The organism is Dictyobacter halimunensis (assembly GCF_036245075.1).
In genome coordinates this window covers 5,714,207-5,734,539 of record NZ_BSRI01000002.1, presented here as the reverse complement: position 1 = coordinate 5,734,539, position 20,333 = coordinate 5,714,207, and the positions used below count along the sequence as shown (strand labels likewise).

Here is a 20,333-nt window from a genome sequence, read left to right as displayed (position 1 = left end):
TATTGCAAATACGTCCTCTTTTTCATGCGCTCATCTCTAGCACAATCCTGCCGCATCCATGACCACTCCGACTGTACTCATGAGCTAGTCGCACTTCACTGAACGAGAACGTCTTCCCCACGATCGCCTTGAGATGGCCAGCATCAATCAAGCGGACTAGCATCTGCAAGATATCGCTCGAAGGTTGAGAGTGGATCATCATGGCACGAACACCGCATGCTTGTGCTTCTTGCTGTGGAGGAGGACCGGCAAGAGAGATGAGCGTTCCTCCGCGTCGGAGCGTTTTTAGAGAGTGAAGGAGCGTCTCTCCTCCGACCGCATTGAGCACCCGATCCACCTGCTGAACGACACTATGAAGAACAGTCGTTGTGTAATCTACCACCATATCCGCACCAAGGGAGCGCACAACATTGAGATTCGCCGTGGAGGCCGTGCCGATCACCTGCGCCCCTTTCCATTTCGCCAACTGGACCGCCCATGACCCAACCCCACCTGCGGCTCCGACAATCAACACCCATTGATCGGAGGTCAGCTTGCCATATTCAAACAGCGCTCTCCAGGCCGTCGTTGCTCCAACCGGGACGGCAGCAGCCTCGACAAAACTCAGTACCTGGGGTTTGTGAGCAAGGACCGAGGCCTCTACCACAGCATACTCGGCATAGGCTCCGGCCTGGCATTGTCCAAAGACGGCATCTCCAATCTGGAAGTCCCTCACATCACGGCCAATCTCCTCGACCACTCCCGCCACCTCGATGCCTGGAGTATAGGGAAACGTCACCGGCATGAACTCTTTGAGGAGGCCTTGACGAATCTTCCAGTCTATTGGGTTCACTCCCACCGCGTGGACGCGCAGGAGCACTTCGCCCTCCAGTGGCTGTGGACGCTCTATCCTTTCGAACTTGAGCTGTTCAGATCCACCATAGTTAGAGACGCGAGCAGCCCACATAGTTTGTGTTGCCAGAGTCATCTTTTCTCCTTTTCCTCAGGTTCTACGCGATAAACTCTCGCCCGAAGCGCCTCAGTTCATCCAGGTCACGCGCATTGGGAAAGCGGAGAATCAGCTCCTGCACACCAGATTGCTCGAACGCCGTGAGTATGTGGCGGATAGTGTCGGGGCTGCCGATCAGGCCGCCACCGAAAGCTCTGGCCGTCTCTGGAAGACGGGCCTGGGCCTGCTCATCGGTATCAGCCAGTGAACAAATCGCGATGCTCATACGCCTGATGCTGGAGTATGCGCGTCCAACCTCCTCACAGTGCTGCTTGAGCACAGCAAACTTGTGCACCAGCGTAGCTGGATCGCCAAATACATGGCAGGCATCGCCGTACTGTGCCACCAACTTGAGGGTGACCTGCTCACCGTTGCCTCCAATTAGCAAGGGGATATGTGGTCGCTGTACCCCTTTGGGCTGATTGATCGCGCCACGAATCTGATAATAGGTCCCTTCAAAGGTCGCTTCCTCCTGTGTCCACATAGCAAGCAAGACCTGAACTGCTTCGCGCAGTTGCCGTGAGCGAACAGCAATATCAGGGAAAGCGTAGCCATACGCCTGAAACTGCGCTTCAAGGCCAGGGTAGCCTGATCCGATGCCTAGAGTCAGCCGGCCATGGCTCATCACATCAACCGTTGAGGCCATTTTAGCCAGCAACGCGGGTTGACGTAACCCGCTGTAGGTGACCATCTGGCCTATGCGCGCACGCCTGGTATCACGTGCGAGCGCCGCCACCGTCGTCCAGCACTCAAACAGGTTTTGAGAAGGGTCGCCAGCCCAGAAAGCATCAGAGAGCCAGAGCGAATCAAAACCCACCTCCTCGGCAGTCAAAGCGACCTGTGTCATGGTCTCATAGGCCTCCATCGGGTCTGTGATCCCTGCCAATTCCATCAGTGTACCCTGGGGGAGCGCTATTCCAAATTTCATTGACATAAATAAAATATCTCTTTTCTCAAAGAAGTATGTCTCGTGACAATGTTTATCAACTCACCTCGTGAGGCTAGCAAAAGCTGTGTGCTTTTACCAGGGGTGACTATCAATACATCCATTCAACAGTAATTCCGATCATGATGTAGAAAGCTGATGAAAAATGACGCGGCATCACATCACCAGTGAAGTATAGGTGATAAACAGAACCATCTCACTGTCCAGAAGAAGAGCAATTCCCTGTACAAAGGGCCAGAACCTGCTCAGAAAGCATGTTGTTGGTACTTCAGGCTATACTAAATGAGAACGGGCTTGCTGAGAGGGGCGATATACCAGAGAGGCGAAAACTTTTCCGCGCACAAGTGAGAGGGAATGAGAAGCATAACGACTGAGCAACAAAGCAGGCCGGAGATCGCTAGCAACGACCTGTACAGGGATATCGGGCGCGAAATCACGGCCAGGCTTCAGCTACAAAACCATATCTTGCTGGCCTTTGTCACGGTATCCAGCACCGTAATTGCAGCGTCCCTCACGCAGCCAGACTTCAACTACCTCGATGTGGGCGTTGGCTTTCTGGCCCTGGTGACAGCCGCCCTCAACGCCTATCAGGGCATCATGATGAGCACGCTGCGCTCACATCAAAAGATCCTGGTCGAAAAGGCCAATCCCCGATTATATGCCATCTGGCACCAGCTCTACACTGACAGGGTAACCCACAAACAGTATATGGGTGAACGCATTCAACTCTTCCTCTATATCATACTGGGGATCGCCGCTCTGAGCGCCATGAGCTTCCCACGCTCACAGTTCAAATGGATCTTCTTCTGGCTAAGCGCCGTCTGCTTCGGCCTCTCCCTCATCTGCATCATCTATGGCTGGAAGAAATGTGAGCAAATAGATCTACAACAGCTGTAGCAGCATAAATTTAATAAAATTATAACATATAAAATAATATACTATAATCATGTATAAAGATGATTTGTGGATAACAAAACAATAGGAAATAGCGCCATTTGCAATTGCATCCACCCTTTTTTGCTGGCCTCTTTTCGTTCGCACTTAGGTTCTGCATGCTTATCGCACCGAAGATGAATTCAGCACAGAAAAACTATCGGATTCTTGCGTTTCAAATTGAAAAAAGATGATGAATTAATAACTATAAGAAATTCAGGGAGATAGTCGGTGCAGGTCAGCGATGAGGTTTTCCAGTAGGGGCCGTGAGACGTAGTGCTGGGGCGAGCGAACGATGCCGACAGGCAGGGTCAGTTGTTCGCAGTCGGTCAGTGGTCGCAGGACGGTCCCTTCAAGGAGAGGGGTGGCGACCCTGGATGGGATGATGGCGATTCCAATGCCGGCCTTCACCCCATACTTGAGTGCTTCAAAACTGCTGATCTCCATACACGGTTGCGCGCTCAGGCCACGCGGGGTGAAAAAGTGCTCAATCGTCTCCCTGTAGGCGCAGTACTGACCGGTGAGAAGCAGGCGTTGCCCCTGCAGTTCGGCAGGCGTTACCTGCTCCTGTTGGGCCAGCAGGTGGGACTCCGGGATCAGCAAGGCGATGGGTTCAAAAAAGAGCGGCTCAAATGTCAGCCCCAAATCAGCTGGAGGAGGAGAGCAGAGGCCAATCTCAAGCTGGCCCGCCGCTATACGCTGGCAGATGAAGCGCGTCCCCATCACCTCCAGCGTCACCTGCAGTTGTGGGTGGCGCTGACAGAATGTGGCCAGCAGGGGCATCAGATAGACGCTGGCCGCAGGCTCAATTACCCCCATGCGCAGGCTTCCGGCCTCGCCAGCAACGATCTCCTTCATCGTCTGTTCAAGCGTACGCGCGTGCTGCAGCAGGGCATCTGCCTGCTCGTAAAGCGCCTGCCCGGCGGTCGAGAGCTGGATCTGCTTACCCTGCCGCACAAAGAGCTTAAAGCCCAGTTCCGCTTCCAGGTGCTGCACATGGAGCGTAATCATAGAGGGCGCATAGGAGAGGCTCTCCGCCGCCCGAATAAAGCTCCCCTCGCGCACAATCGTCTGAAAGGTCGCCAGGTAACGTAGTTCCACACGCCCTCCCTTCGTTCAGCGGAAATGAAAGAAACGTTCAAAAAGTTTATATTGACACTATAACATACCAGCCCCTATGCTTGATAGGTCTTCATGAAGAACGCGCGTGACTAGAAAAACATGAGTTGTACACACACTTACCATACCTTTAGGCTGAATGAAGGGAGATTATAATGCAAGATGTTGAACTATACGCCGACCTCATTACACTATTGTCGAAATGGGCGTACCGCGAGGTAAAGAATCTCACAGAACAGGAACTGGCCTGGCAGCCGGACGCGGAAGGAAATTCGATCGGGGTGACGGTCTGGCATGTCGGCCGCTGGCTGGATGTAACCGCACGCCTTCTGCAAGGGCAACCGGCCAAGCAGGAGCTCTGGCTTACACGCGGCTGGGCCGAACGCACCGGCTACAATCCACAAGGCATCGGCGAGCAAGGCCTGGGCGCCGTAACAGGCTATACCCTGCAAGAGGTCGCAGCCATACCTCCTCTGAGCGCCCAGGATCTACTCCTATACCTGCGTCAGACCAGTGATGCGCTCTCAACCTTCCTGCGTTCCCTACCCTCATCCGAACTGCTGCAAGAACCGCTCTATCCAGGCGCTCCACGCACCAAACAACAGTTGCTCCAGACCGTCTTCCTCGGCACCTGCGGCCACATGGGCGAGATAGAAGCGCTCAAGGCCATGATGCGACGCGTCACAGCGTAATCCACAATCTCTTTCGCGGTCGCTTGCACGATACGTGTACGGCGCAAGCGATCGCGAAAGGCATCAGGTCACGAGATGATGCCGCTGATAAAGAGGATCAGCGCCACGCCCACGACGATAATGGACCCGACCCATAGCCATTTCCTCTTGAGCAGGGCACTCATAGCGGACAAGGCAATAGCAATCTGGCAGAATAGGGTTGCCTGATCCAGCTTTTCGCTCCTGGCCAGCATGAGCGCCGATTGATCATTGGCCGCCTGGACCTGAGTTTCGAGGCGTTTGGTGTCGTTAGAGATGGTATCCTGTTCCTTTTGATAACGCGCGATATCTGTCTTGAGCTTTGGATCATGGTTTTGCGCATAAAAATTTAAGGCAAGGTTATACTTGATACTCTTGGCCTGATAGTAGGACCAGCCGTCGGTGACTTTACTTTGCAGGAAAATCGCATTGTTTTTTTGCAGAAACGCCTCGCTGGAATAGTTTCCGGCCATTGAAGCTATAATGGCCGCCAGGACCGCGATCAGGGCAGTGGTAATCGCCAGGTACTTGTTCCAGTGCCCTGCATGTTCGATCGCCTCCTCAATCTTTTCTTTAACTTCAATCGCCTCTTTATGCAGCATAAAGGTCCCTCTTTTTGGTGCTTAGCATAACAATATTTTTAGCAGAAGTGAACATATATACATACATATAGACGTAAAGAACTATTGTTCGTTATATACACCTGCTGATTATCCAAAGCCGCTAAGGAGAAACTTGCTGCGTTTGTCAGCCAGAGCTACCACCAGGTTATTTTTTCATCCCTTCGCCTTAAAAACCCACTCTCTCCCCACACGGAAACGTCCGCTCGTAGGTTCGGGCCTTGCGCCCGATTTATCGCTCTCATGTGATCATGTACCATAAAAACGTTTATTTCGAACACATTCGTGCTTGAAAATAAAAATCGGGCGCAAGGCCCGAACCTACGTTTTCTCCTTTATTGGTACATGACAAATAAACACGTTATCTTCAAATAAAGAGCTTTTAAGATTAAGCCGGTTTGATGCCACATTTTCATCTGGTTGGGGCGAGTTGACCCGTATGATATACTCGACAGGCGGTTAAAGTGAACATATGTCCTAGAAGCATTCATAGATAGAGGATCGGCATGGAGATTCATCTTAGAGAAGCAAAGAGCATCCTTGGTCCCCAGCGCGGCGGCTTTCTGGCGAGCGGGACATATCCATATACCCATACCCTGTCGTCCTATGTGGGCTGTGGCTTCGGGTCGACCACCTGTGGCATGTACTGCTATGCGCAGTTTCTCCCCAACTGGTCCTTCGTGGGAGGAAGCGCGACCTGGGGTAGCGCGGTTCACATCAAAGCGAATGCGCCACAGTTGCTCGATGAAGCGCTGGCGAGGATGCGGCCAGCCACGCGTCAGAAGCTGCGTATCTTTATGAGCAGCTCGACCGATCCCTATCAGCCCCTCGAAAACACATATCAGCTCACGCGCCAGTGCCTGGAGGTCTTCGCACGCTATCCCGATCTCGATCTGCTGCTCATCCAGACGCGCTCCCCGCTGGTGGCGCGCGACCTGCCGTTGATCAAGCAGATTCCCTACGCCTGGCTGTCGATGACCATCGAGACCGACGACCAATCCTATCTCAAGAACCTGCGAGGTGGACCTCCACTGGAGAAGCGCTGGCAGGCGGTGCGTGCGGCCAGCCAATTAGACATCCCAACCCAGATCGCGGTCAGCCCCTGCCTCCCCTACACCTCCACCGAGCAGTTTGGACAGTGGCTGATCGAGAGCGGCACCCGGCGCATCGTCGTCGATACCATGGTCGATGGCGACGGCACGGACGGCTATCGCACATCCCACAGCCCCTACGCCCAGGCTGTCCCCAACTGGTCCGAGACGCGCCACGCCCACCAGCTCTACGACCATCTTAGCCACCACCCGCGGGCCACAGACATCACCATCGGCTGGAGCCTCGATGGCTTCAGCATCCCACCTCGAACCCAGAAAGCAGAGGATCTTGTGGCACAACCACGATTGCTCTGATGTCGCTGGAGTACGCACTGCTGGCTAATAGTGTAAGCATTCCTATTGTTTCTCTCACTCAGCGAGTCGCCAGATATAAAGAACTCATCGAAGATAATATACATACCTTACATTTGACGAGCATGTCCATATTCACGTGAGGGCCGCCTTCGGCCCCCATAGGTTCGGAGCTCGCCTCCGATTACCCCTCCCCGAACACCACCGTTCTCTTTGAAACGGACATGTTCGAAGAGAAAACACGGTATCCACGGTTATTGTTCAAGGGAACTTTCCTTGCTGGCATTGAGCATGCCAAAGAGGTCTTGATGATAGGTTCTCTCGGTCGTGGTCGTGCCATCAGGCTGGTGGTATATCTTGTCATAGCCAGCCGAATTGCGGATCCCCAGGCACTCAACGGGCGTACTCACCTCAACCACCTGGTGAAAGGTGCAAGCAGCAAGAAAAATGTTTTGCATCAGCAGAAGCCTGCATTGATGAGCGGCAAGGAAGCAAGCGGGGGCAAGCCCCGCACGTACTATAATCTTTTCTCGTTTTGCATGATCTTACATTGAACGTATTGGCCGCAAGGACCGAACCTATGGACGCATTTTCATTTTTCTTGTTGCCTTTCGTTCTTTTTGCAAAAAAATGACGGACACCCCCGCCCCCAGGTGCGCACGTTCCAGGGCCGGTTTCTCTTGCAACATGGATGTGATATTATTGGCGCAAAGGATAGAAAACAGCCATTCCTGTAGACGGAGCCGGGTAGAGATGATGCGACAATTTCCTGTTGGAACGTTAACGCTGCTGTTCACAGATATCGAGGGCTCGACGCGCCTGCTGCGCCAGCTGGGCCGCCAGTACGCGGACATGCTGCGCGAGTGCCGCCGCCTGATGCGCGCCGCCTTCGCCCACAGCCAGGGCTTCGAGGTGGATACGCAGGGCGATGCCTTCTTCGTGGTCTTTGAGCGCGCCAGCGATGCGATTATGGCCGCCGTGATCGCTCAGCATTCCCTGGCTGAGGCCCAATGGCCCGAGGATGTCACGGTACGGGTGCGCATGGGTATCCACACAGGCGAGCCGCAGGCGGTCGAGGAGGGCTACGTCGGCCTGGATGTCCATCACGCGGCGCGTATTATGAGCGCGGCCCACGGCGGACAGGTGCTGCTGTCGCAGGCGACGCATGACCTGCTGGACAACGATCTGCCCGATGAGGTTGGCATGCAGGATCTTGGCTCTTATCACCTCAAGGATATTCCGGGCCAGAGCCAGCTGTTTCAACTGGTCATCCCCGGCCTGCCATCGACCTTTCCTGCGCCTGCGACCGCTGGCTCACGCCGCTCGCTCCGTCCCCTACCCCGGCCATCGGCGTCCTTTGTGGGACGTGAACAGGAGGTGGAGATTCTCTGCCAGCAGCTGCTGCGCCCGGCGGTGCGGCTGCTGACCCTGATCGGCATCGCGGGCGTCGGCAAGACTCGCCTGGCCCTCCAGGTAGCCGGCACGCTGGCGGAGCGGTTCGCCAACGAGGTGTGCTTTGTGGCACTGGAGGAGGCTCACAGCAGCGATGAGGTGCTGTCCACACTGGCACGCGCGCTGGGGATACAGGAAGAACAGGGGACCCCATTGCTTGAGCAGATCCAAACGGTTCTGGCGGATCAGCCGCTGCTGCTAGTGCTCGATAACTTTGAACATGTCCTCTCTGCTCGCCTGGCGGTTGCCGAGCTGCTCACCAGCTGTCCAGGGCTGAAGATCCTGGTGACCAGCCGAACGATGCTTCACCTGCAAGCCGAGCACCTCTTCGAGGTGCAGCCGCTCCCACTCCCGAACCCCGAACAGGTCACGGATCTCGCCTCCCTTTCTCACTCGGCGGCGATCGCGCTCTTCGTGCAGCGGGCGCAGGCGCTCCAGCCAGCCTTCGAGCTTACCGCGGAGAACGCTCCCGACATCCTGCGCATCTGCGGCCGGCTGGATGGGATTCCACTGGCCATCGAGCTGGCGGCGGCTCAGAGCCGCTATTTTACGACCGCGCAACTCCTGGAGCACCTGCAGCAGGAGAGCATGCAGTTGCAGGGAAAGGTCCAGGACATCCCCGCGCGCCAGCGGACACTGCAGCAGGCCATCGATTGGAGCTATGATCTGCTTGAGCCGGCCGAACAGCGCGTGTTCCGCAGATTATCAGTTTGCCCGGCGGCTATTACGCGGGAGGCGGCGGAACAGATCTGTAGGGCCGCGGGACCGCTTGATACCCCTCTCAACGAGCTGCTTGAGAACCTGGTTGATAAGAGCATGCTGCAGCGGCGCGGCGGCAATGGCGAGGCGCGCTTCTGGCAGTTGCGTACGCTACGCACCTATGGCTCGACTCGGCTGGCGGAGACCAGTGAGATGGATGCGACCCTGAGCGCCCTGGGCAGGTATAGCGTGGCCAGGTGCGAGGAGATCGCGCCTCGCCTGGCGGGAGCCGAACAGGTCTTCTGGCTCGACCAACTCGACCAGGGCTATGAGAATATCCGCGTGGCCAGTGCCTGGCTGCTCAATGACCACAATCCCGATCCGACACGCGTCGAGCAGGCGCAGCGCCTCGGGGTAGCGCTGATGCGCTACTGGGAGATCCGGGGCTACTTTGAAGAAGGAGCCAGCCTGCTGACGCAGGCGCTGGCCAGCCAGCAGGAGGTCCCGGCGACGGTCAGGGCGCAGGCTCTGCACAGCGCGGGCTTTCTGGCGTTGATGCTGAGCCAGGTGCCCCAGGCGGAGGCGTTTTTGCGTGAGAGCCAGCTGCTGTTCCGTGAGAGCGGCGATAAAAGCGCGATGGCCGCTATCCTGCGCTTGCAGGGCAACCTGGCCCTGACGAAAAATTCTTATAAGGTGGCGCGCCGCCTGCTGGAGGAGGCCCTGATCATCGATCGCGAGGGTGGTAATATGCGGAGGGCCGCCTCGACGCGCATCGCCCTGGCGCAGACAGCCATCGCGCAGGGCAGCTACAGCAAGGCCTATGCCCTGCTGGAAGAGAACCTGGCAGAGTACGCCTCCCTGGGCGAGCAGGACAGCACCGCCTATCCCCTCTACTACATGGCGCGCACGCTCTTCCTGTCGGACCATAATCTGGCGAAGGCACAGGAGCTGGTCGAGGATAGCCTGAACCTCTTCCGCGCGGTCGGCAATCGACGGCTGGTCGCCCACGCGCTCGACCTGCAGGCCAATATCCTGATGGGGCGCAAAGACAGGCAGGCCGCGCTCTTGCTCGATGAGAGCAGTCAGCTGTTCAAAGCGGTCGCCGATCCCATGGGCCGCGCGGAGGTCCTGATCTCGCAGGGCCGCCTCGCCGCCTCGCGCAACTCCTGGCAACAGGCGCGCTCCAGCTATGAGGAGAGCCTGGCCATCCTCCAACAGTTGGAAGCAAAAGAGCTGATCGCGTCCGGCCTGGAGGGTTACGGCAGCGTCCTGGTCGCCCAGCAAGCGCCCGAGCGGGCCATCCAATGCTGGGGGCTGGCCGCCAGCATCCGCTCGACCATCGTGGCCCCCATGCCTCCCATCTACCGATCCTCCTACCGCCAGGCCCTGTCCCTGGCGCGCACTCAGCTCGACCCCACCCGCTTCCAGGCCACCTGGCAGGACGGGAGCCAGGCAACCCTGGCATCACTACTTCCATAACCATCAAGCTTGAAACAAATCAAGGGCAAAGCTCTAACAAAGCCAGACAAATTTTGTGCATTTTTCTCCTGCCCTCGAAGCCGGTTCATCTGCATCCTGCGCACTTTTACCTCCGACGTAGTAGATTGATCAGTTTACCAATATAGCAGCAGCATTATTCCCTTAACCGGTCCGCAACTGCCTCAAGTAGACCTGATAGATACCTGAGCGGTTAAAAATTCACCGCTTGTACGCCAGGAGGTAGTCCCAACAATACTCACTGGCATGGCTGGCAATTACTGCATGCTTGTCATATGATAGACATATCCCAATATTTTCTCTAGCGAGCTAGCAAGTGCGAGCATACAAGCTCATCAACCAGGGGGAAGCATGCAGTACGAGACGCTGAAATATCCCAAATCATGCCTGCTGTCATACAAAAATCGACTCGACTTGCAAGGACGCCTGCTTGAACTGGCCCATGACGCCATTATCGTACGGGACCCGCAGAGCGCCATCGTGCTCTGGAATCAGGGGGCCGAAAAACTGTATGGGTGGACGGCCGAGGAGGCGATGGAGCAGGTGACCCATACCTTGCTCCAGACGCGCTTCCCGATCCCGCTCGCTGATATCCAACGTATTCTGGAGGCCAAAGGATATTGGGAAGGTGAACTCATCCATACCAGCCGCACAGGTGAGCAGATCATCGTTGAGAGTCGGCAGGTACTTGAACGCGATACAAACGCGAAACCGATCGCGGTCCTGGAGATCAATCGCGATGTGACGGAGCGCCGTCGCCTGGAGAGGATCGAACACAAGCTCCAGGCCGAGCAGCAGGCAAAGCTTGACTTTCTGCAGCTCATCGTTGATGAGCTACCCGTCAGTATTTACCTCGTTCAGGGTCCCGATGCTCGTATCCTGCTCTTTAATCAGACGGCGGCCAATGTCTGGGGTGCCGAGATGAAACCGGGGCAGCCCATGGCAGAGTTTATGAAGGAAAACAACATTCAATTGCTGGGCGCTGGTGGGCAGGCACTACCCTTACAGCAGTTAGCAACCTACCGGGCTATTATAACGGGCGAGAGCATCTACCAGTTCCAGGAAGTGGTGCGGCGATCCGATGGCACCACCATTCCTATCCTGGTCGGCGCCATCCCCCTCAAAGAACATAAGGAGGACCTCCGTCGTATTTCTCATCACCTTGCTAGCGCTAGCCCACCCGATGAGCAGATCGTCCTCGTTGTCCACCAGGATGTAACCACGCTGAAGGAGACGGAAAAACTGAAAGATGAATTTATCAGCCTGGCGACACACGAACTGCGTACCCCGGTCACCATCGTAGCTATGGGCGCGGATATGCTGCTGACACGCTCGGCTCGCGGCCGGGGACAACCTTTAGATACACGACAGGAAAAAATCATCCAGGATATGCGTCAGGCAACCCGGCAACTGAGCAAGCTTACGGAGGACCTGGTGGACGCGACGCGCATGCAGGCGGGCCACCTCAAGATTGAGCGAAAATCAGTCGATCTCATCTGGCTGGCCCGCCAGGTTATCGACCGGCTCCAGATGACCACGCAAATTCACAAGATCAACCTGCATACCTCCTTGGATACATTATGCGCCTTCGTCGATGCCGACCGCATCGAACAGGTCCTGACCAACCTGCTCTCCAACGCCATCAAGTACAGCCCCCAGGGCGGTCCCATTGATGTCACCATCAGCGATGAGGCCGGAGCCAGCGAGGCTTTAACCGCGGTTCAGGATCATGGATTGGGCATTCCGACCCATCAGCAATCGCGCATCTTTGGACGCTTCATGCGCGCCGACAACGTCAAAGCGATGCATATCAGCGGAACCGGCCTCGGCCTCTACCTGTGCCGCGAGCTCATCGAGAGCCACGGCGGCCACATCTGGTTCGACTCCACCGAAGGAGAAGGGTCAACGTTCTTCTTCACGCTGCCGCTCTGCCGCCAGCCACCAGCCTGAAATGGAACATTTCTGCCTTCGGCCATGACACTACGCGCCTACGGCGCTCAGTAATTTATGGAGGATGGTCAAAGATGCAACAGCCGTGCGCCCGGCGCACGGCTGTTGCATCTTTGACCATCCTCCATAAAAAAGATTGGGGGCGTCAGCGCCCCCACGCTGGCGAGCACTTCTACCCCCGCTCTTTAGAGCGTAATCACCTGGTCAGGAGGATTACCTTCGAGGGCGGCGTAGAGATCGGGAAAACACCCGACCTGCACCCCTTCGACGGTGTCGACGGGATCATACTTGCCATCCTCTCGGAGCACAGCGAGGTTGCGCTCGCTGGCGCACTGGTCGCAGAGCATGAGCAACATGCCGTTCTCGCGGGCAACGGCGCCCAGCCGCTCTCCCAGCGGATTCCCCTTGCGCAGCGCGAAGGTGTTGTCGTCGAAAAAGAACATGCCGATCACGTCGGCCCCGTGGCGATGCTCCTCAAGCTGAGGCAGGATCATCTTTCCAAGCTTGTAGCTGACGGTGTGTCCAGTTGTGCTAAAGATATAGGCAACTTTCATGCGGTTCTCTTCTTTCTTGTTGAGGCGATGCGCGTTCGCCGTGGTGACGACAAAACATGCTACGCTTGTCTGCTATATCAGTCTATCTGACAACAACACAACACAGTGCAGCCCTGCAATGAAGCAGCCACCAGCCTTCCCTCATAGACATCTACCAGGGCGCGGTCAGGTAATCCTGCTAAATATTTCCAGCCGTCATCCGACTACATTGCGCGAACGCAAAGAGCACCTGCTGTGAGATCCAGCCGGGCTCGGTACTGTTGATAGCAATGCCCTCGGACGACTAAATCTGTTGCCACCGTTAAGGTTAACATATTTAATGTCGCTTTCGCCATACTTGTACGAAGGATGCCCGATTTTCTTCCACGCTCGCTGACGCGAGGCGCGGGCATGCATGCACCATTGAGCATGGCGCGAATCAGGTGGCAAGAATGAACCTTTACGGTACTGACCTAAACTATTTGGTGGCACTCTGTATAGTGAAAGTGGTAGACAACACTACGCTATTCAATCGGAAAAGCTGTACAGCAACTAGTCGCATCAGCGGCTCACCTGATTGCTGATTACAGGACTGCCAATGCGCAGGGTTACTGTTCTGTTTTATGCAGCAAGTCTGCCAGATAACATTGACAATGCGATAGAGCATTGACGTTATGAGCAGAGGCACTATTTCTCTCTGCGAAACCATTTGTGAGGAGTTACAAATTTTATGAGAACAAGTTCGACAGATAGAGATCACGTGGTAGTTGGCAAAGACGAGCTGATCCATCAGATCGCTGCCAAAGCTGGAATGAATCTGAAAGAGACAAACAAGGTTATCGATGCTTTTACCGAGGTTGTTCGTGAAGGCGTCGCCAAGGGCTACGAGGTCCGCTTGATGGGCTTTGGCACCTGGAACCTGCGTGATGTCGCTCCCCGCCGTGTGAAATCCATCCGCGGTGGCGCCCAGATCACGATCCCGGCCCGCAAACGTGTTGGCTTCTCAGTCGGTGCAGTCCTTTCACAGGCGGCCATGGATGCATCCGCAGGGCGCAGCAAGAAATCTGAGCAGCAGCGCAGCGGTACCCGCTAGCCTCCTTCTTCGTTTGATACGTGACCTCCTGGCATGCTATGCTGACACCGAAATAGTTCCTGTGTGGCAGTATGATAGGAGGTCTTTGTCAATGCCTCAACAGAACGTTCCTTTTTTGCTTGGCCCGGAAGATGCTTCCAGCGCGTGTCTCCTGATCCATGGTTTTAGCGGCTCGCCACGAGAGATGATCGGTCTGGGAGAGGCGCTGGCAGCCCGGGGCATTCGCGTCTATGGAGTGGCGCTGGCGGGCCACAGTGGCGATCCAGAAGAGCTGCTGCGCTATGGACGCAAGCACTGGCTGGCGTCAGCCGAGGCGGGCCTGGAACAACTGGCTCGCTATCCGCAGGTCTTCGTGATCGGCTTTTCTCTGGGCGGCGTTCTGGCCTTGCTGCTGGGCATTAAACATCCCAGGCGTGTCGCGGGTGTGGTGGCGCTCTCAACTCCCACCAGTTTCTACGATAGCTGGCCCTCACGTGCGGTCCCTCTCTTGCGCTACTTTATGAAGTGGTATTATCCGCTGGCGCGCCTCAATTTCAGGGACCCCAAAGTACAGGCCGAGACGCTGCGCCAGGCCCGTCTGCGCGATCCGCAGGCGCAGATCGATTTTTCCGATCAGCATACGGTCGCGGCCATCAAGCAGATGGTGCGCCTGCCCATCCCGGCCCTGGCCGAGCTATTCGCGCTGACCACCTACTGCCGTCGTCGTCTCCATAGGTTACGCACACCATTGCTGATCATCCAGAGCCACAATGATTCCACTGTCAAACCTCACAACGCCGATGTTCTCTATCGCCGGGCGCGCGCGGCCACGCCCAGATTTCTGCGCTGGCTTCACAAGTCCGATCACATGATCGTGGTGGGACCCGAGCGGGAGGAGGTCTTTACACAGGTCGGTCGCTTTGTGCAGACTACCAGCCCAGACGCTGCAGCGCCTGCTCAATCCCATCCTGCTCAGCCTGGGTAGAGAGACGGAAGCTCTTGCCGTCGTTGATGTAGACCAGGTGCTGCCCTTGATAGAGGACGACCATGTCTGGCTTGCCGTCGTTATTGAGATCGGAGAACTTGAGCTCAACCGGTACCAGTTCGTCGCTGGCGTGATAGAGCTCGGGCCCCATGAATATGCGGGCCTGCGCGGGATCACCACCGGCGAACTCGATGACCTCGATGTGCCGATGGAGGTTGATGGCGATAAAATGACTGGGCTGGCCCCCCTGCTCGTTATGGCCCACGCGCGCATCGGTCTGAAAGGTGCGCGGGCGCCCATAGTGCAGATCATCCATCCAGGTCGAGAACCAACCCGCGGCTGTACTCAATACCATCCATAGTAAGAGGGTGCATGTCATGCCGATGAGAAGATAAAACCAGAAAGGGCGCGCGGGCGCCGTGTGTACCTTGACGAGTTGACGCGGCTGGTGGCGCACCGACCGGCGCAGGGCCCCTTCGACCCGCGTGACGCGCGTTGGCAACAGATCCATATACACCATGTGCCGCGTCGCCGTATCTTTGCCATGGTGTCCCTGACCGGCCGCTGTCTCCTGCATACGCCGACCCTCCTGCGATGGCTCTTTGGGCATCGCTCCCCTCTCTTGCTGCTCCGCAGCCACAACAACTTCTCCGCTCGGACGTGAGGCCCGTGGCACAGGAGTTACAATACCAGCCACGGAATCGGATGCATTCTTATTCCCGCTTCCACCCTCTATCGGGCGATGACGTAAGATACTTTTGGGGGCAATCCTCTCAGTAGACTCCAGAGTCGGCATCGCGCGTACTCCTCTCGATATCAAAAACACACATCCCGCTTATCCTATCGAACCACGCCACTTCCCTCCGGGCGCTTCTTACTCCACGGGATAGAACAAACGACCGAATCAGAACCTTTGTTCTATTTTAATTGAACAAACGTGCTCCTGTCAATCTATCTGGCCCTTAAAGAGAAAAAAAGCCTATCAGCATCTGGCGCGCGCATGCAGCATACAATAAATGGAGTTCAACTTTCCGCACATCCACAAAACAACATCAAAAGATACGCATATTTTACCTGCAACTGATCAGGATTTCAAGCAATATTACCCATATGTCCCAATCGCTTCCATACATGTGGTACATGCGATGTAGGCTATAAACGTGCAAAAACGGACAAACCGTAGGCACCGGGCTTGCCCCGGCTTTGCCGCGAAGCGGCCCCATTCCCGGCTTCATTTCATAGCGGAGGCTGCTTCATCGCCCTGCGCGCTCGGCTGGATGGTGTCTGGCCGCTCTCTTTCTTTCTCAGCCATCTCTTGCTGGCAGTTGGCTAGCAGGAGTTTGCGTACCATCTGCTGAGCGCTGGCGAAATCGGGCGCGGTCGTGATGGCTGGCTTTGTATGGGCACTATAGAGCTCGGTGGCACGCTGTATAGCCTCTGGCAGCGCCACAAAATCATGCAGCGCGCTCGACCAGCGTACAGCATAGGGAGCCTGCTCCCCGAGCATGCGCAGTAGGGAGAAAGAGGTCCGCCGCCAATCAATATCGTGGAGCAATATCGGGACCAGCACAAGCTCTCCGTCTTCGTGTCGCTCCAGCAGCTGCTCCATCTCCAATCCATCGCTGAACTCGCTGGCGAAAAAATGCTGACTGATCAGTACACAAACCAGCTCGTCTCCTTCTCGATACCATCCATCATTGCGACCTTCTGCAGACCTGACTGACCGGGTAGAGACATCGGAACATTCCCAGCCAGCGATCACCCCATCCTGCTGCAGTCCGTTGAGCGATCCCTCAAACACATTCAGCCAGAAGGCGTCTTCAGCCGCATAAAGTACACGCATATTTATATCTGACATACAATCCTCCCGCCCGGCAACAAATCCCGTCTATCGGCTCTTCAGGCTGGCCGCTAAAAATAGTATTCCATGAATATAGAAATATATTCATCAATGCTTTAGTTTTACCCTATCCCGGCAGGGGTAGCAAGGACATGCAGCGTCCGATACGCTAGAAGTGGTGGCGGGAACGGCCCCGAACGGCACAAAGAAGTCGGTCCCTCGCCGGATCTTCTGGTCCACCAGAAAGAGACGAACGAGGAACCAACTTCTTTAGTGAGAAATCCTGATAAGGAGTAAGAATCTGATAAATGCCCTGGTGGTTAAGGGGAGACCGTCGTTGATGACATGCGGCTCTGACGAGAGCGGCTCAAGAGACGGCGAGTGGCGGCCCGGCGACGAAGACGCCTGTGCATTTGCCTGTGCATTTGCCCATAACCATAGGCGACCCCACCAGAAATCTGCCCATACGGGACCCCACCAGAAGCCAGGTCGTCTTCGTCAAACAGGTCTGCGGCATAGCCAGCGCCAGCAACAACGTTCGCCAGGTCTTCATCAGCTAATTCTACGATAGCCGCGAAAGTGGTCCCGGCCTCTTCACAATGGGTAGCTTTCTTCATCAGCATGAGGATAAACCTAACCTTTCAGCAAAAGGTCAACATAAGCCAGTACGCGCTACACGACTTGAAACCTACCGACACGATAGTAGTACCCTAAAAACGATTGCTAGTCAAGCCCCTCAAGTCAATTATTTAATAGATACTATCGTTTTTTTGTTGAAATTATCAGGCGGGCGTGTTGATTTATACTCTATGTTCTGGCGAATTTATCCTTTTCGTCCCCAGGCGCGGCGAACAGGTCCAGACGCCAGTTTTTTCACGCCGGGCACGCTGGCTGATCGCATGATTAAAGCATACATCTCGCGCCAGCCCGCCCCAGGCCTCTGTTTCTCGTTTTTGTGGACGCGTCTGCAACGTTTTGCCGAATCGATTGGCGGGTTTCTCCCAATTTTGAGGCGTCTTGCGCACCTGCGCTATTTTCCATATTCCCGCGCACGGGATGCGCCTGTTACGTACCTGCTATACGTGCCACTAAAGAAATTCGGGCTGGTCCAGGATGCTCTGCAGGTCCTCCGGCAGAGGTGCTTCCAGTTCTATGGTGGCACCGGTGGTAGGATGCGTGAAGCGAAGCTGATAGGCGTGCAGGAACTGACGATGCAGGGTAATGCCGTATCTGATCCGGCCGGTGCCATAGGTGGGATCGCCCACAACCGGGTGGCCGATCGCTTTGAGGTGGACGCGAATCTGGTGGGTGCGCCCGGTCTCCAACTGCAGCAAGAGCAGGGTGTGGTGTTGATAGCGTTCCTTTACCTTGAAGTGGGTGACAGCATCTTTGCTGTCGATGGAGGTAATCGTCATCTGCTGGCGGTTGCGCGGGTCACGCCCGATGGGAGCATCGATGCTGCCGCGATCGAGCGAGACGACGCCCTCGACCAGGGCCAGGTAACGCTTCTCAATCTGGTGCGCCTTCATTTGCTCGATCAGGGCGGCCTGCGTCTGCAGGTTGCGGGCGACGAGCAGGAGTCCCGAGGTGTCGCGGTCCAGCCGATGTACGATGCCCGGCCGCAGATCCTCCTCCTGGCTCTTGAGCTCGGGATAGCGGGCCAGCAGGGCGTTGACTAGGGTGTCCTCATAGTGGCCGGGAGCTGGATGGACGACCATGCCCGCCGCTTTATTGATCACTATCAGCTCGGAGTCCTCGTACACGATGTCAAGGGGCATGGCCTGCGCCACGACGTTCTTGACGGCCGAGGAGGGGATCAGGGTCTGGACCTGCACGCGGTCGTTGAGCCGCAGGGCGTAGCCGGACTTGCTGGCCGCTTTGTCGTTGATGAGGATGGCCCCGTCGCTTACCAGTTGTTGAATGGAGGCGCGGGACAGGGTGTCGATCTGCGCGGTTAAGAAACGATCCAGGCGCGTGCCAACGTGCTCTTCAGTGATCGTCCAGGTTGTCTGTGGTGGTGTAGTTGTGTCTTTATTCATCAATTTCCGTGGTGCGCAGCGTGGTGTTGTTTAGCGCCGCCCTTTCTTTCGTCACAGGCTCTGTGCTCATGATCTCGCCCGCGCTGCCGCTGCCCTCGAGCTGGTGGCGTTGCCTGAATCCGCCAAACAAAACCATGAGGAACAACAGGACGACACCTACTGAGATACAGGCGTCGGCAATGTTGAAGATCGCGAAATAGTAGTTGATCTCAGGGATGCGGAATGAGACAAAGTCGACAACGTACCCGCTGTGCACGAGGCGATCGATCAAGTTGCCAAAGGCGCCGCCCAGAATCAATCCAAATATAAGCTTATAGGCCAGGGAACCGGTGTTGAGCATGCGCGAGTAGAGATAACCTACAACCAGGACGGCGACCGCGATCAGGACGGCCAGCACGATTGACCCTTTGCCGCCGGACAGCATGCCAAAGGCAGCGCCTGAATTATGTATATAATTGAAAACCAGGTAGTGTCCCAGGATCGGAAACGGTATTTCGCTTCCTACAGTCATGTTCTGGACGACCTGCGCCTTGCTCCATTGGTCGAGCACGATCGCCACGATCGCCGTGCACAGGGCCAGAACGTCATACAGACGGGCACGTTTCAACGGCACAATTTCCTTCTTTCATCCAATTCGGTTGTCTCGGTCGACCAGCAGTCGCGATCGCGACCGTCACAGCCTGCCAGGCAGTCACGCGCACATGATAGGGTCCATCCGGGCACGCCTATTGTATCACAGTTCACCCCCGGCATGCATCCGTCGCGTCTCCTCCCATCCTGTGGCGCGCTCCGTCTCCGTCACCTATAACCCCCGGCGTCCCGATCTGCCATGCGCTATCTTGCCGTTGAGCGTGATACGTTGCGAGGAGGGCAGCCGCTGACCGGCATAGCGCTGGAGAATAGTCTGTGCCAGAAGCGCGATCCTTCCCTCATCCTCCATATCCCTCGGGTCCAGGTTCAGCTCGATATCTCCCAACACCAGTTCAACACCCAGACTGGCCGGCGCCTGGAGCGCCCTTCGCCCCGCCACCCAGAGCTTGCGCGCGATGGGGCTGACCGTCTGTAACAGATATTTCAGCTCCTCCAGCATATCCGTCGCCTCACCCGGCCAGTCCTCAAGCGGTACGTTCCCCGATGCCACCTGGTAAAAAAGGGCGATCCCCCCGGTATTCCCTTTATAGACCGATGCGACCGCGTAACCGTCCTGCTGCAACGCGCTGATCAGCTCACGCCCAACCTCATGCACCACCGTCACGTCAGCATCATACTCATTGTCAGGAGCGATCTCGATATTACACATCAGCCTTGCTAATGGCTGCGTCCCCATAAGGCCTTTCCTTTTCGCTTTACGCTCTCTCTTGAGATTTACTCGCATCATCATTCACATAGTATCAGCCAGACATCTCTTTCCTCTTATCCCTCAGGCATAATTCCTCCTTTCAGATCCCCCCATTATCAATACTTTTCATTAGGACGAATGACAGAATGTTCATCTCAAAACATATAACATGAAAATTTAGTAATAAACACCCCCCTCACATGCACAT

General features: G+C 56.0%; 20 protein-coding genes. 7 read left to right on the top strand and 13 right to left on the bottom strand.

Annotated features, from left to right (window positions below; translation table 11 throughout):
• Positions 1-22: 22 nt before the first annotated feature.
• Positions 23-967, bottom strand: a complete 945-nt coding sequence (locus AABA21_RS37995) for an NADP-dependent oxidoreductase (protein ID WP_338258224.1) — start codon at positions 965-967, stop codon at positions 23-25.
• A gap of 22 nt (positions 968-989) precedes the next feature.
• Positions 990-1,922, bottom strand: a complete 933-nt coding sequence (locus AABA21_RS37990; protein WP_338258223.1) for an LLM class F420-dependent oxidoreductase — start codon at positions 1,920-1,922, stop codon at positions 990-992.
• 366 nt (positions 1,923-2,288) lie between these two features.
• On the opposite strand from AABA21_RS37990, the gene AABA21_RS37985 reads away from it, so the two are divergent.
• Complete coding sequence (locus AABA21_RS37985; RefSeq protein WP_338258221.1) at positions 2,289-2,831, top strand: hypothetical protein; 543 nt, start codon at positions 2,289-2,291, stop codon at positions 2,829-2,831.
• Positions 2,832-3,083: 252 nt separating this feature from the next.
• Here the strand turns inward: AABA21_RS37985 and AABA21_RS37980 are convergent, their stop codons facing one another.
• Positions 3,084-3,968, bottom strand: coding sequence for a LysR family transcriptional regulator (locus tag AABA21_RS37980; protein WP_338258220.1), 885 nt, complete (start codon positions 3,966-3,968; stop codon positions 3,084-3,086).
• 173 nt (positions 3,969-4,141) lie between these two features.
• Between AABA21_RS37980 and AABA21_RS37975 the strand changes: the two genes are divergently transcribed.
• Positions 4,142-4,678: a DinB family protein gene (locus tag AABA21_RS37975; protein ID WP_338258219.1), complete on the top strand. Its 537-nt coding sequence runs from the start codon at positions 4,142-4,144 to the stop codon at positions 4,676-4,678.
• 68 nt (positions 4,679-4,746) lie between these two features.
• Here AABA21_RS37975 and AABA21_RS37970 read toward each other — a convergent pair whose 3' ends face one another.
• On the bottom strand, positions 4,747-5,298 hold the full coding sequence (locus AABA21_RS37970) for a DUF4337 domain-containing protein (RefSeq protein WP_338258217.1): 552 nt from the start codon (positions 5,296-5,298) through the stop codon (positions 4,747-4,749).
• A 524-nt stretch (positions 5,299-5,822) separates the two neighbouring features.
• Between AABA21_RS37970 and AABA21_RS37965 the strand changes: the two genes are divergently transcribed.
• The gene (locus AABA21_RS37965; RefSeq protein ID WP_338258216.1) at positions 5,823-6,722 is read left to right on the top strand and encodes an SPL family radical SAM protein; all 900 of its coding nucleotides are present in this window, start codon (positions 5,823-5,825) and stop codon (positions 6,720-6,722) included.
• A 251-nt stretch (positions 6,723-6,973) separates the two neighbouring features.
• Here the strand turns inward: AABA21_RS37965 and AABA21_RS37960 are convergent, their stop codons facing one another.
• Positions 6,974-7,177: a hypothetical protein gene (locus AABA21_RS37960; protein WP_338258215.1), complete on the bottom strand. Its 204-nt coding sequence runs from the start codon at positions 7,175-7,177 to the stop codon at positions 6,974-6,976.
• A 295-nt stretch (positions 7,178-7,472) separates the two neighbouring features.
• Between AABA21_RS37960 and AABA21_RS37955 the strand changes: the two genes are divergently transcribed.
• Positions 7,473-10,349, top strand: coding sequence for an ATP-binding protein (locus AABA21_RS37955; protein WP_338258214.1), 2,877 nt, complete (start codon positions 7,473-7,475; stop codon positions 10,347-10,349).
• Between the two features lie 369 nt (positions 10,350-10,718).
• The gene (locus AABA21_RS37950; protein WP_338258213.1) at positions 10,719-12,317 is read left to right on the top strand and encodes a sensor histidine kinase; all 1,599 of its coding nucleotides are present in this window, start codon (positions 10,719-10,721) and stop codon (positions 12,315-12,317) included.
• Positions 12,318-12,502: 185 nt separating this feature from the next.
• Here AABA21_RS37950 and AABA21_RS37945 read toward each other — a convergent pair whose 3' ends face one another.
• The gene (locus AABA21_RS37945; RefSeq protein ID WP_338258212.1) at positions 12,503-12,871 is read right to left on the bottom strand and encodes a SaoD/DsrE family protein; all 369 of its coding nucleotides are present in this window, start codon (positions 12,869-12,871) and stop codon (positions 12,503-12,505) included.
• A gap of 709 nt (positions 12,872-13,580) precedes the next feature.
• On the opposite strand from AABA21_RS37945, the gene AABA21_RS37940 reads away from it, so the two are divergent.
• Together AABA21_RS37940 and AABA21_RS37935 are read left to right on the top strand one after the other, a co-directional pair.
• Positions 13,581-13,943, top strand: a complete 363-nt coding sequence (locus AABA21_RS37940) for an HU family DNA-binding protein (protein WP_338258210.1) — start codon at positions 13,581-13,583, stop codon at positions 13,941-13,943.
• 91 nt (positions 13,944-14,034) lie between these two features.
• On the top strand, positions 14,035-14,907 hold the full coding sequence (locus AABA21_RS37935; protein WP_338258208.1) for an alpha/beta hydrolase: 873 nt from the start codon (positions 14,035-14,037) through the stop codon (positions 14,905-14,907).
• Here AABA21_RS37935 and AABA21_RS37930 read toward each other — a convergent pair.
• From AABA21_RS37930 to AABA21_RS37900, 7 genes are all read right to left on the bottom strand, one after another.
• On the bottom strand, positions 14,852-15,703 hold the full coding sequence (locus AABA21_RS37930; RefSeq protein ID WP_338258207.1) for a hypothetical protein: 852 nt from the start codon (positions 15,701-15,703) through the stop codon (positions 14,852-14,854). The genes AABA21_RS37935 and AABA21_RS37930 overlap by 56 nt on opposite strands.
• A 435-nt stretch (positions 15,704-16,138) precedes the next feature.
• Positions 16,139-16,765, bottom strand: coding sequence for a hypothetical protein (locus AABA21_RS37925; protein WP_338258206.1), 627 nt, complete (start codon positions 16,763-16,765; stop codon positions 16,139-16,141).
• Between the two features lie 302 nt (positions 16,766-17,067).
• Positions 17,068-17,370 carry a hypothetical protein gene (locus AABA21_RS37920; protein WP_338258204.1) on the bottom strand — a complete coding sequence of 101 codons (303 nt, stop codon included), beginning with the start codon at positions 17,368-17,370 and terminating at the stop codon, positions 17,068-17,070.
• Positions 17,371-17,547: 177 nt separating this feature from the next.
• Positions 17,548-17,772 carry a hypothetical protein gene (locus AABA21_RS37915; RefSeq protein ID WP_338258203.1) on the bottom strand — a complete coding sequence of 75 codons (225 nt, stop codon included), beginning with the start codon at positions 17,770-17,772 and terminating at the stop codon, positions 17,548-17,550.
• A 63-nt stretch (positions 17,773-17,835) separates the two neighbouring features.
• Positions 17,836-18,786: an RluA family pseudouridine synthase gene (locus AABA21_RS37910; protein ID WP_338258201.1), complete on the bottom strand. Its 951-nt coding sequence runs from the start codon at positions 18,784-18,786 to the stop codon at positions 17,836-17,838.
• Positions 18,779-19,399 carry a signal peptidase II gene (gene lspA, locus AABA21_RS37905; RefSeq protein WP_338258199.1) on the bottom strand — a complete coding sequence of 207 codons (621 nt, stop codon included), beginning with the start codon at positions 19,397-19,399 and terminating at the stop codon, positions 18,779-18,781. The genes AABA21_RS37910 and lspA overlap by 8 nt, the downstream gene beginning before the upstream one ends.
• Before the next feature lie 189 nt (positions 19,400-19,588).
• Positions 19,589-20,113 carry a hypothetical protein gene (locus AABA21_RS37900; RefSeq protein WP_338258198.1) on the bottom strand — a complete coding sequence of 175 codons (525 nt, stop codon included), beginning with the start codon at positions 20,111-20,113 and terminating at the stop codon, positions 19,589-19,591.
• Positions 20,114-20,333: the final 220 nt, after the last annotated feature.

Coding starts and splice junctions, on each gene's coding strand:
- AABA21_RS37995 (WP_338258224.1), bottom strand. CDS start 967: ATGACTCTGGCAACACAAACTATGTGGGCTGCTCGCGTCTCTAACTAT.
- AABA21_RS37990 (WP_338258223.1), bottom strand. CDS start 1,922: ATGTCAATGAAATTTGGAATAGCGCTCCCCCAGGGTACACTGATGGAA.
- AABA21_RS37985 (WP_338258221.1), top strand. CDS start 2,289: ATGAGAAGCATAACGACTGAGCAACAAAGCAGGCCGGAGATCGCTAGC.
- AABA21_RS37975 (WP_338258219.1), top strand. CDS start 4,142: ATGCAAGATGTTGAACTATACGCCGACCTCATTACACTATTGTCGAAA.
- AABA21_RS37970 (WP_338258217.1), bottom strand. CDS start 5,298: ATGCTGCATAAAGAGGCGATTGAAGTTAAAGAAAAGATTGAGGAGGCG.
- AABA21_RS37965 (WP_338258216.1), top strand. CDS start 5,823: ATGGAGATTCATCTTAGAGAAGCAAAGAGCATCCTTGGTCCCCAGCGC.
- AABA21_RS37960 (WP_338258215.1), bottom strand. CDS start 7,177: ATGCAAAACATTTTTCTTGCTGCTTGCACCTTTCACCAGGTGGTTGAG.
- AABA21_RS37955 (WP_338258214.1), top strand. CDS start 7,473: ATGATGCGACAATTTCCTGTTGGAACGTTAACGCTGCTGTTCACAGAT.
- AABA21_RS37950 (WP_338258213.1), top strand. CDS start 10,719: ATGCAGTACGAGACGCTGAAATATCCCAAATCATGCCTGCTGTCATAC.
- AABA21_RS37945 (WP_338258212.1), bottom strand. CDS start 12,871: ATGAAAGTTGCCTATATCTTTAGCACAACTGGACACACCGTCAGCTAC.
- AABA21_RS37940 (WP_338258210.1), top strand. CDS start 13,581: ATGAGAACAAGTTCGACAGATAGAGATCACGTGGTAGTTGGCAAAGAC.
- AABA21_RS37935 (WP_338258208.1), top strand. CDS start 14,035: ATGCCTCAACAGAACGTTCCTTTTTTGCTTGGCCCGGAAGATGCTTCC.
- AABA21_RS37930 (WP_338258207.1), bottom strand. CDS start 15,703: ATGCCGACTCTGGAGTCTACTGAGAGGATTGCCCCCAAAAGTATCTTA.
- AABA21_RS37925 (WP_338258206.1), bottom strand. CDS start 16,765: ATGTCAGATATAAATATGCGTGTACTTTATGCGGCTGAAGACGCCTTC.
- AABA21_RS37920 (WP_338258204.1), bottom strand. CDS start 17,370: ATGCTGATGAAGAAAGCTACCCATTGTGAAGAGGCCGGGACCACTTTC.
- AABA21_RS37910 (WP_338258201.1), bottom strand. CDS start 18,786: ATGAATAAAGACACAACTACACCACCACAGACAACCTGGACGATCACT.
- AABA21_RS37900 (WP_338258198.1), bottom strand. CDS start 20,113: ATGGGGACGCAGCCATTAGCAAGGCTGATGTGTAATATCGAGATCGCT.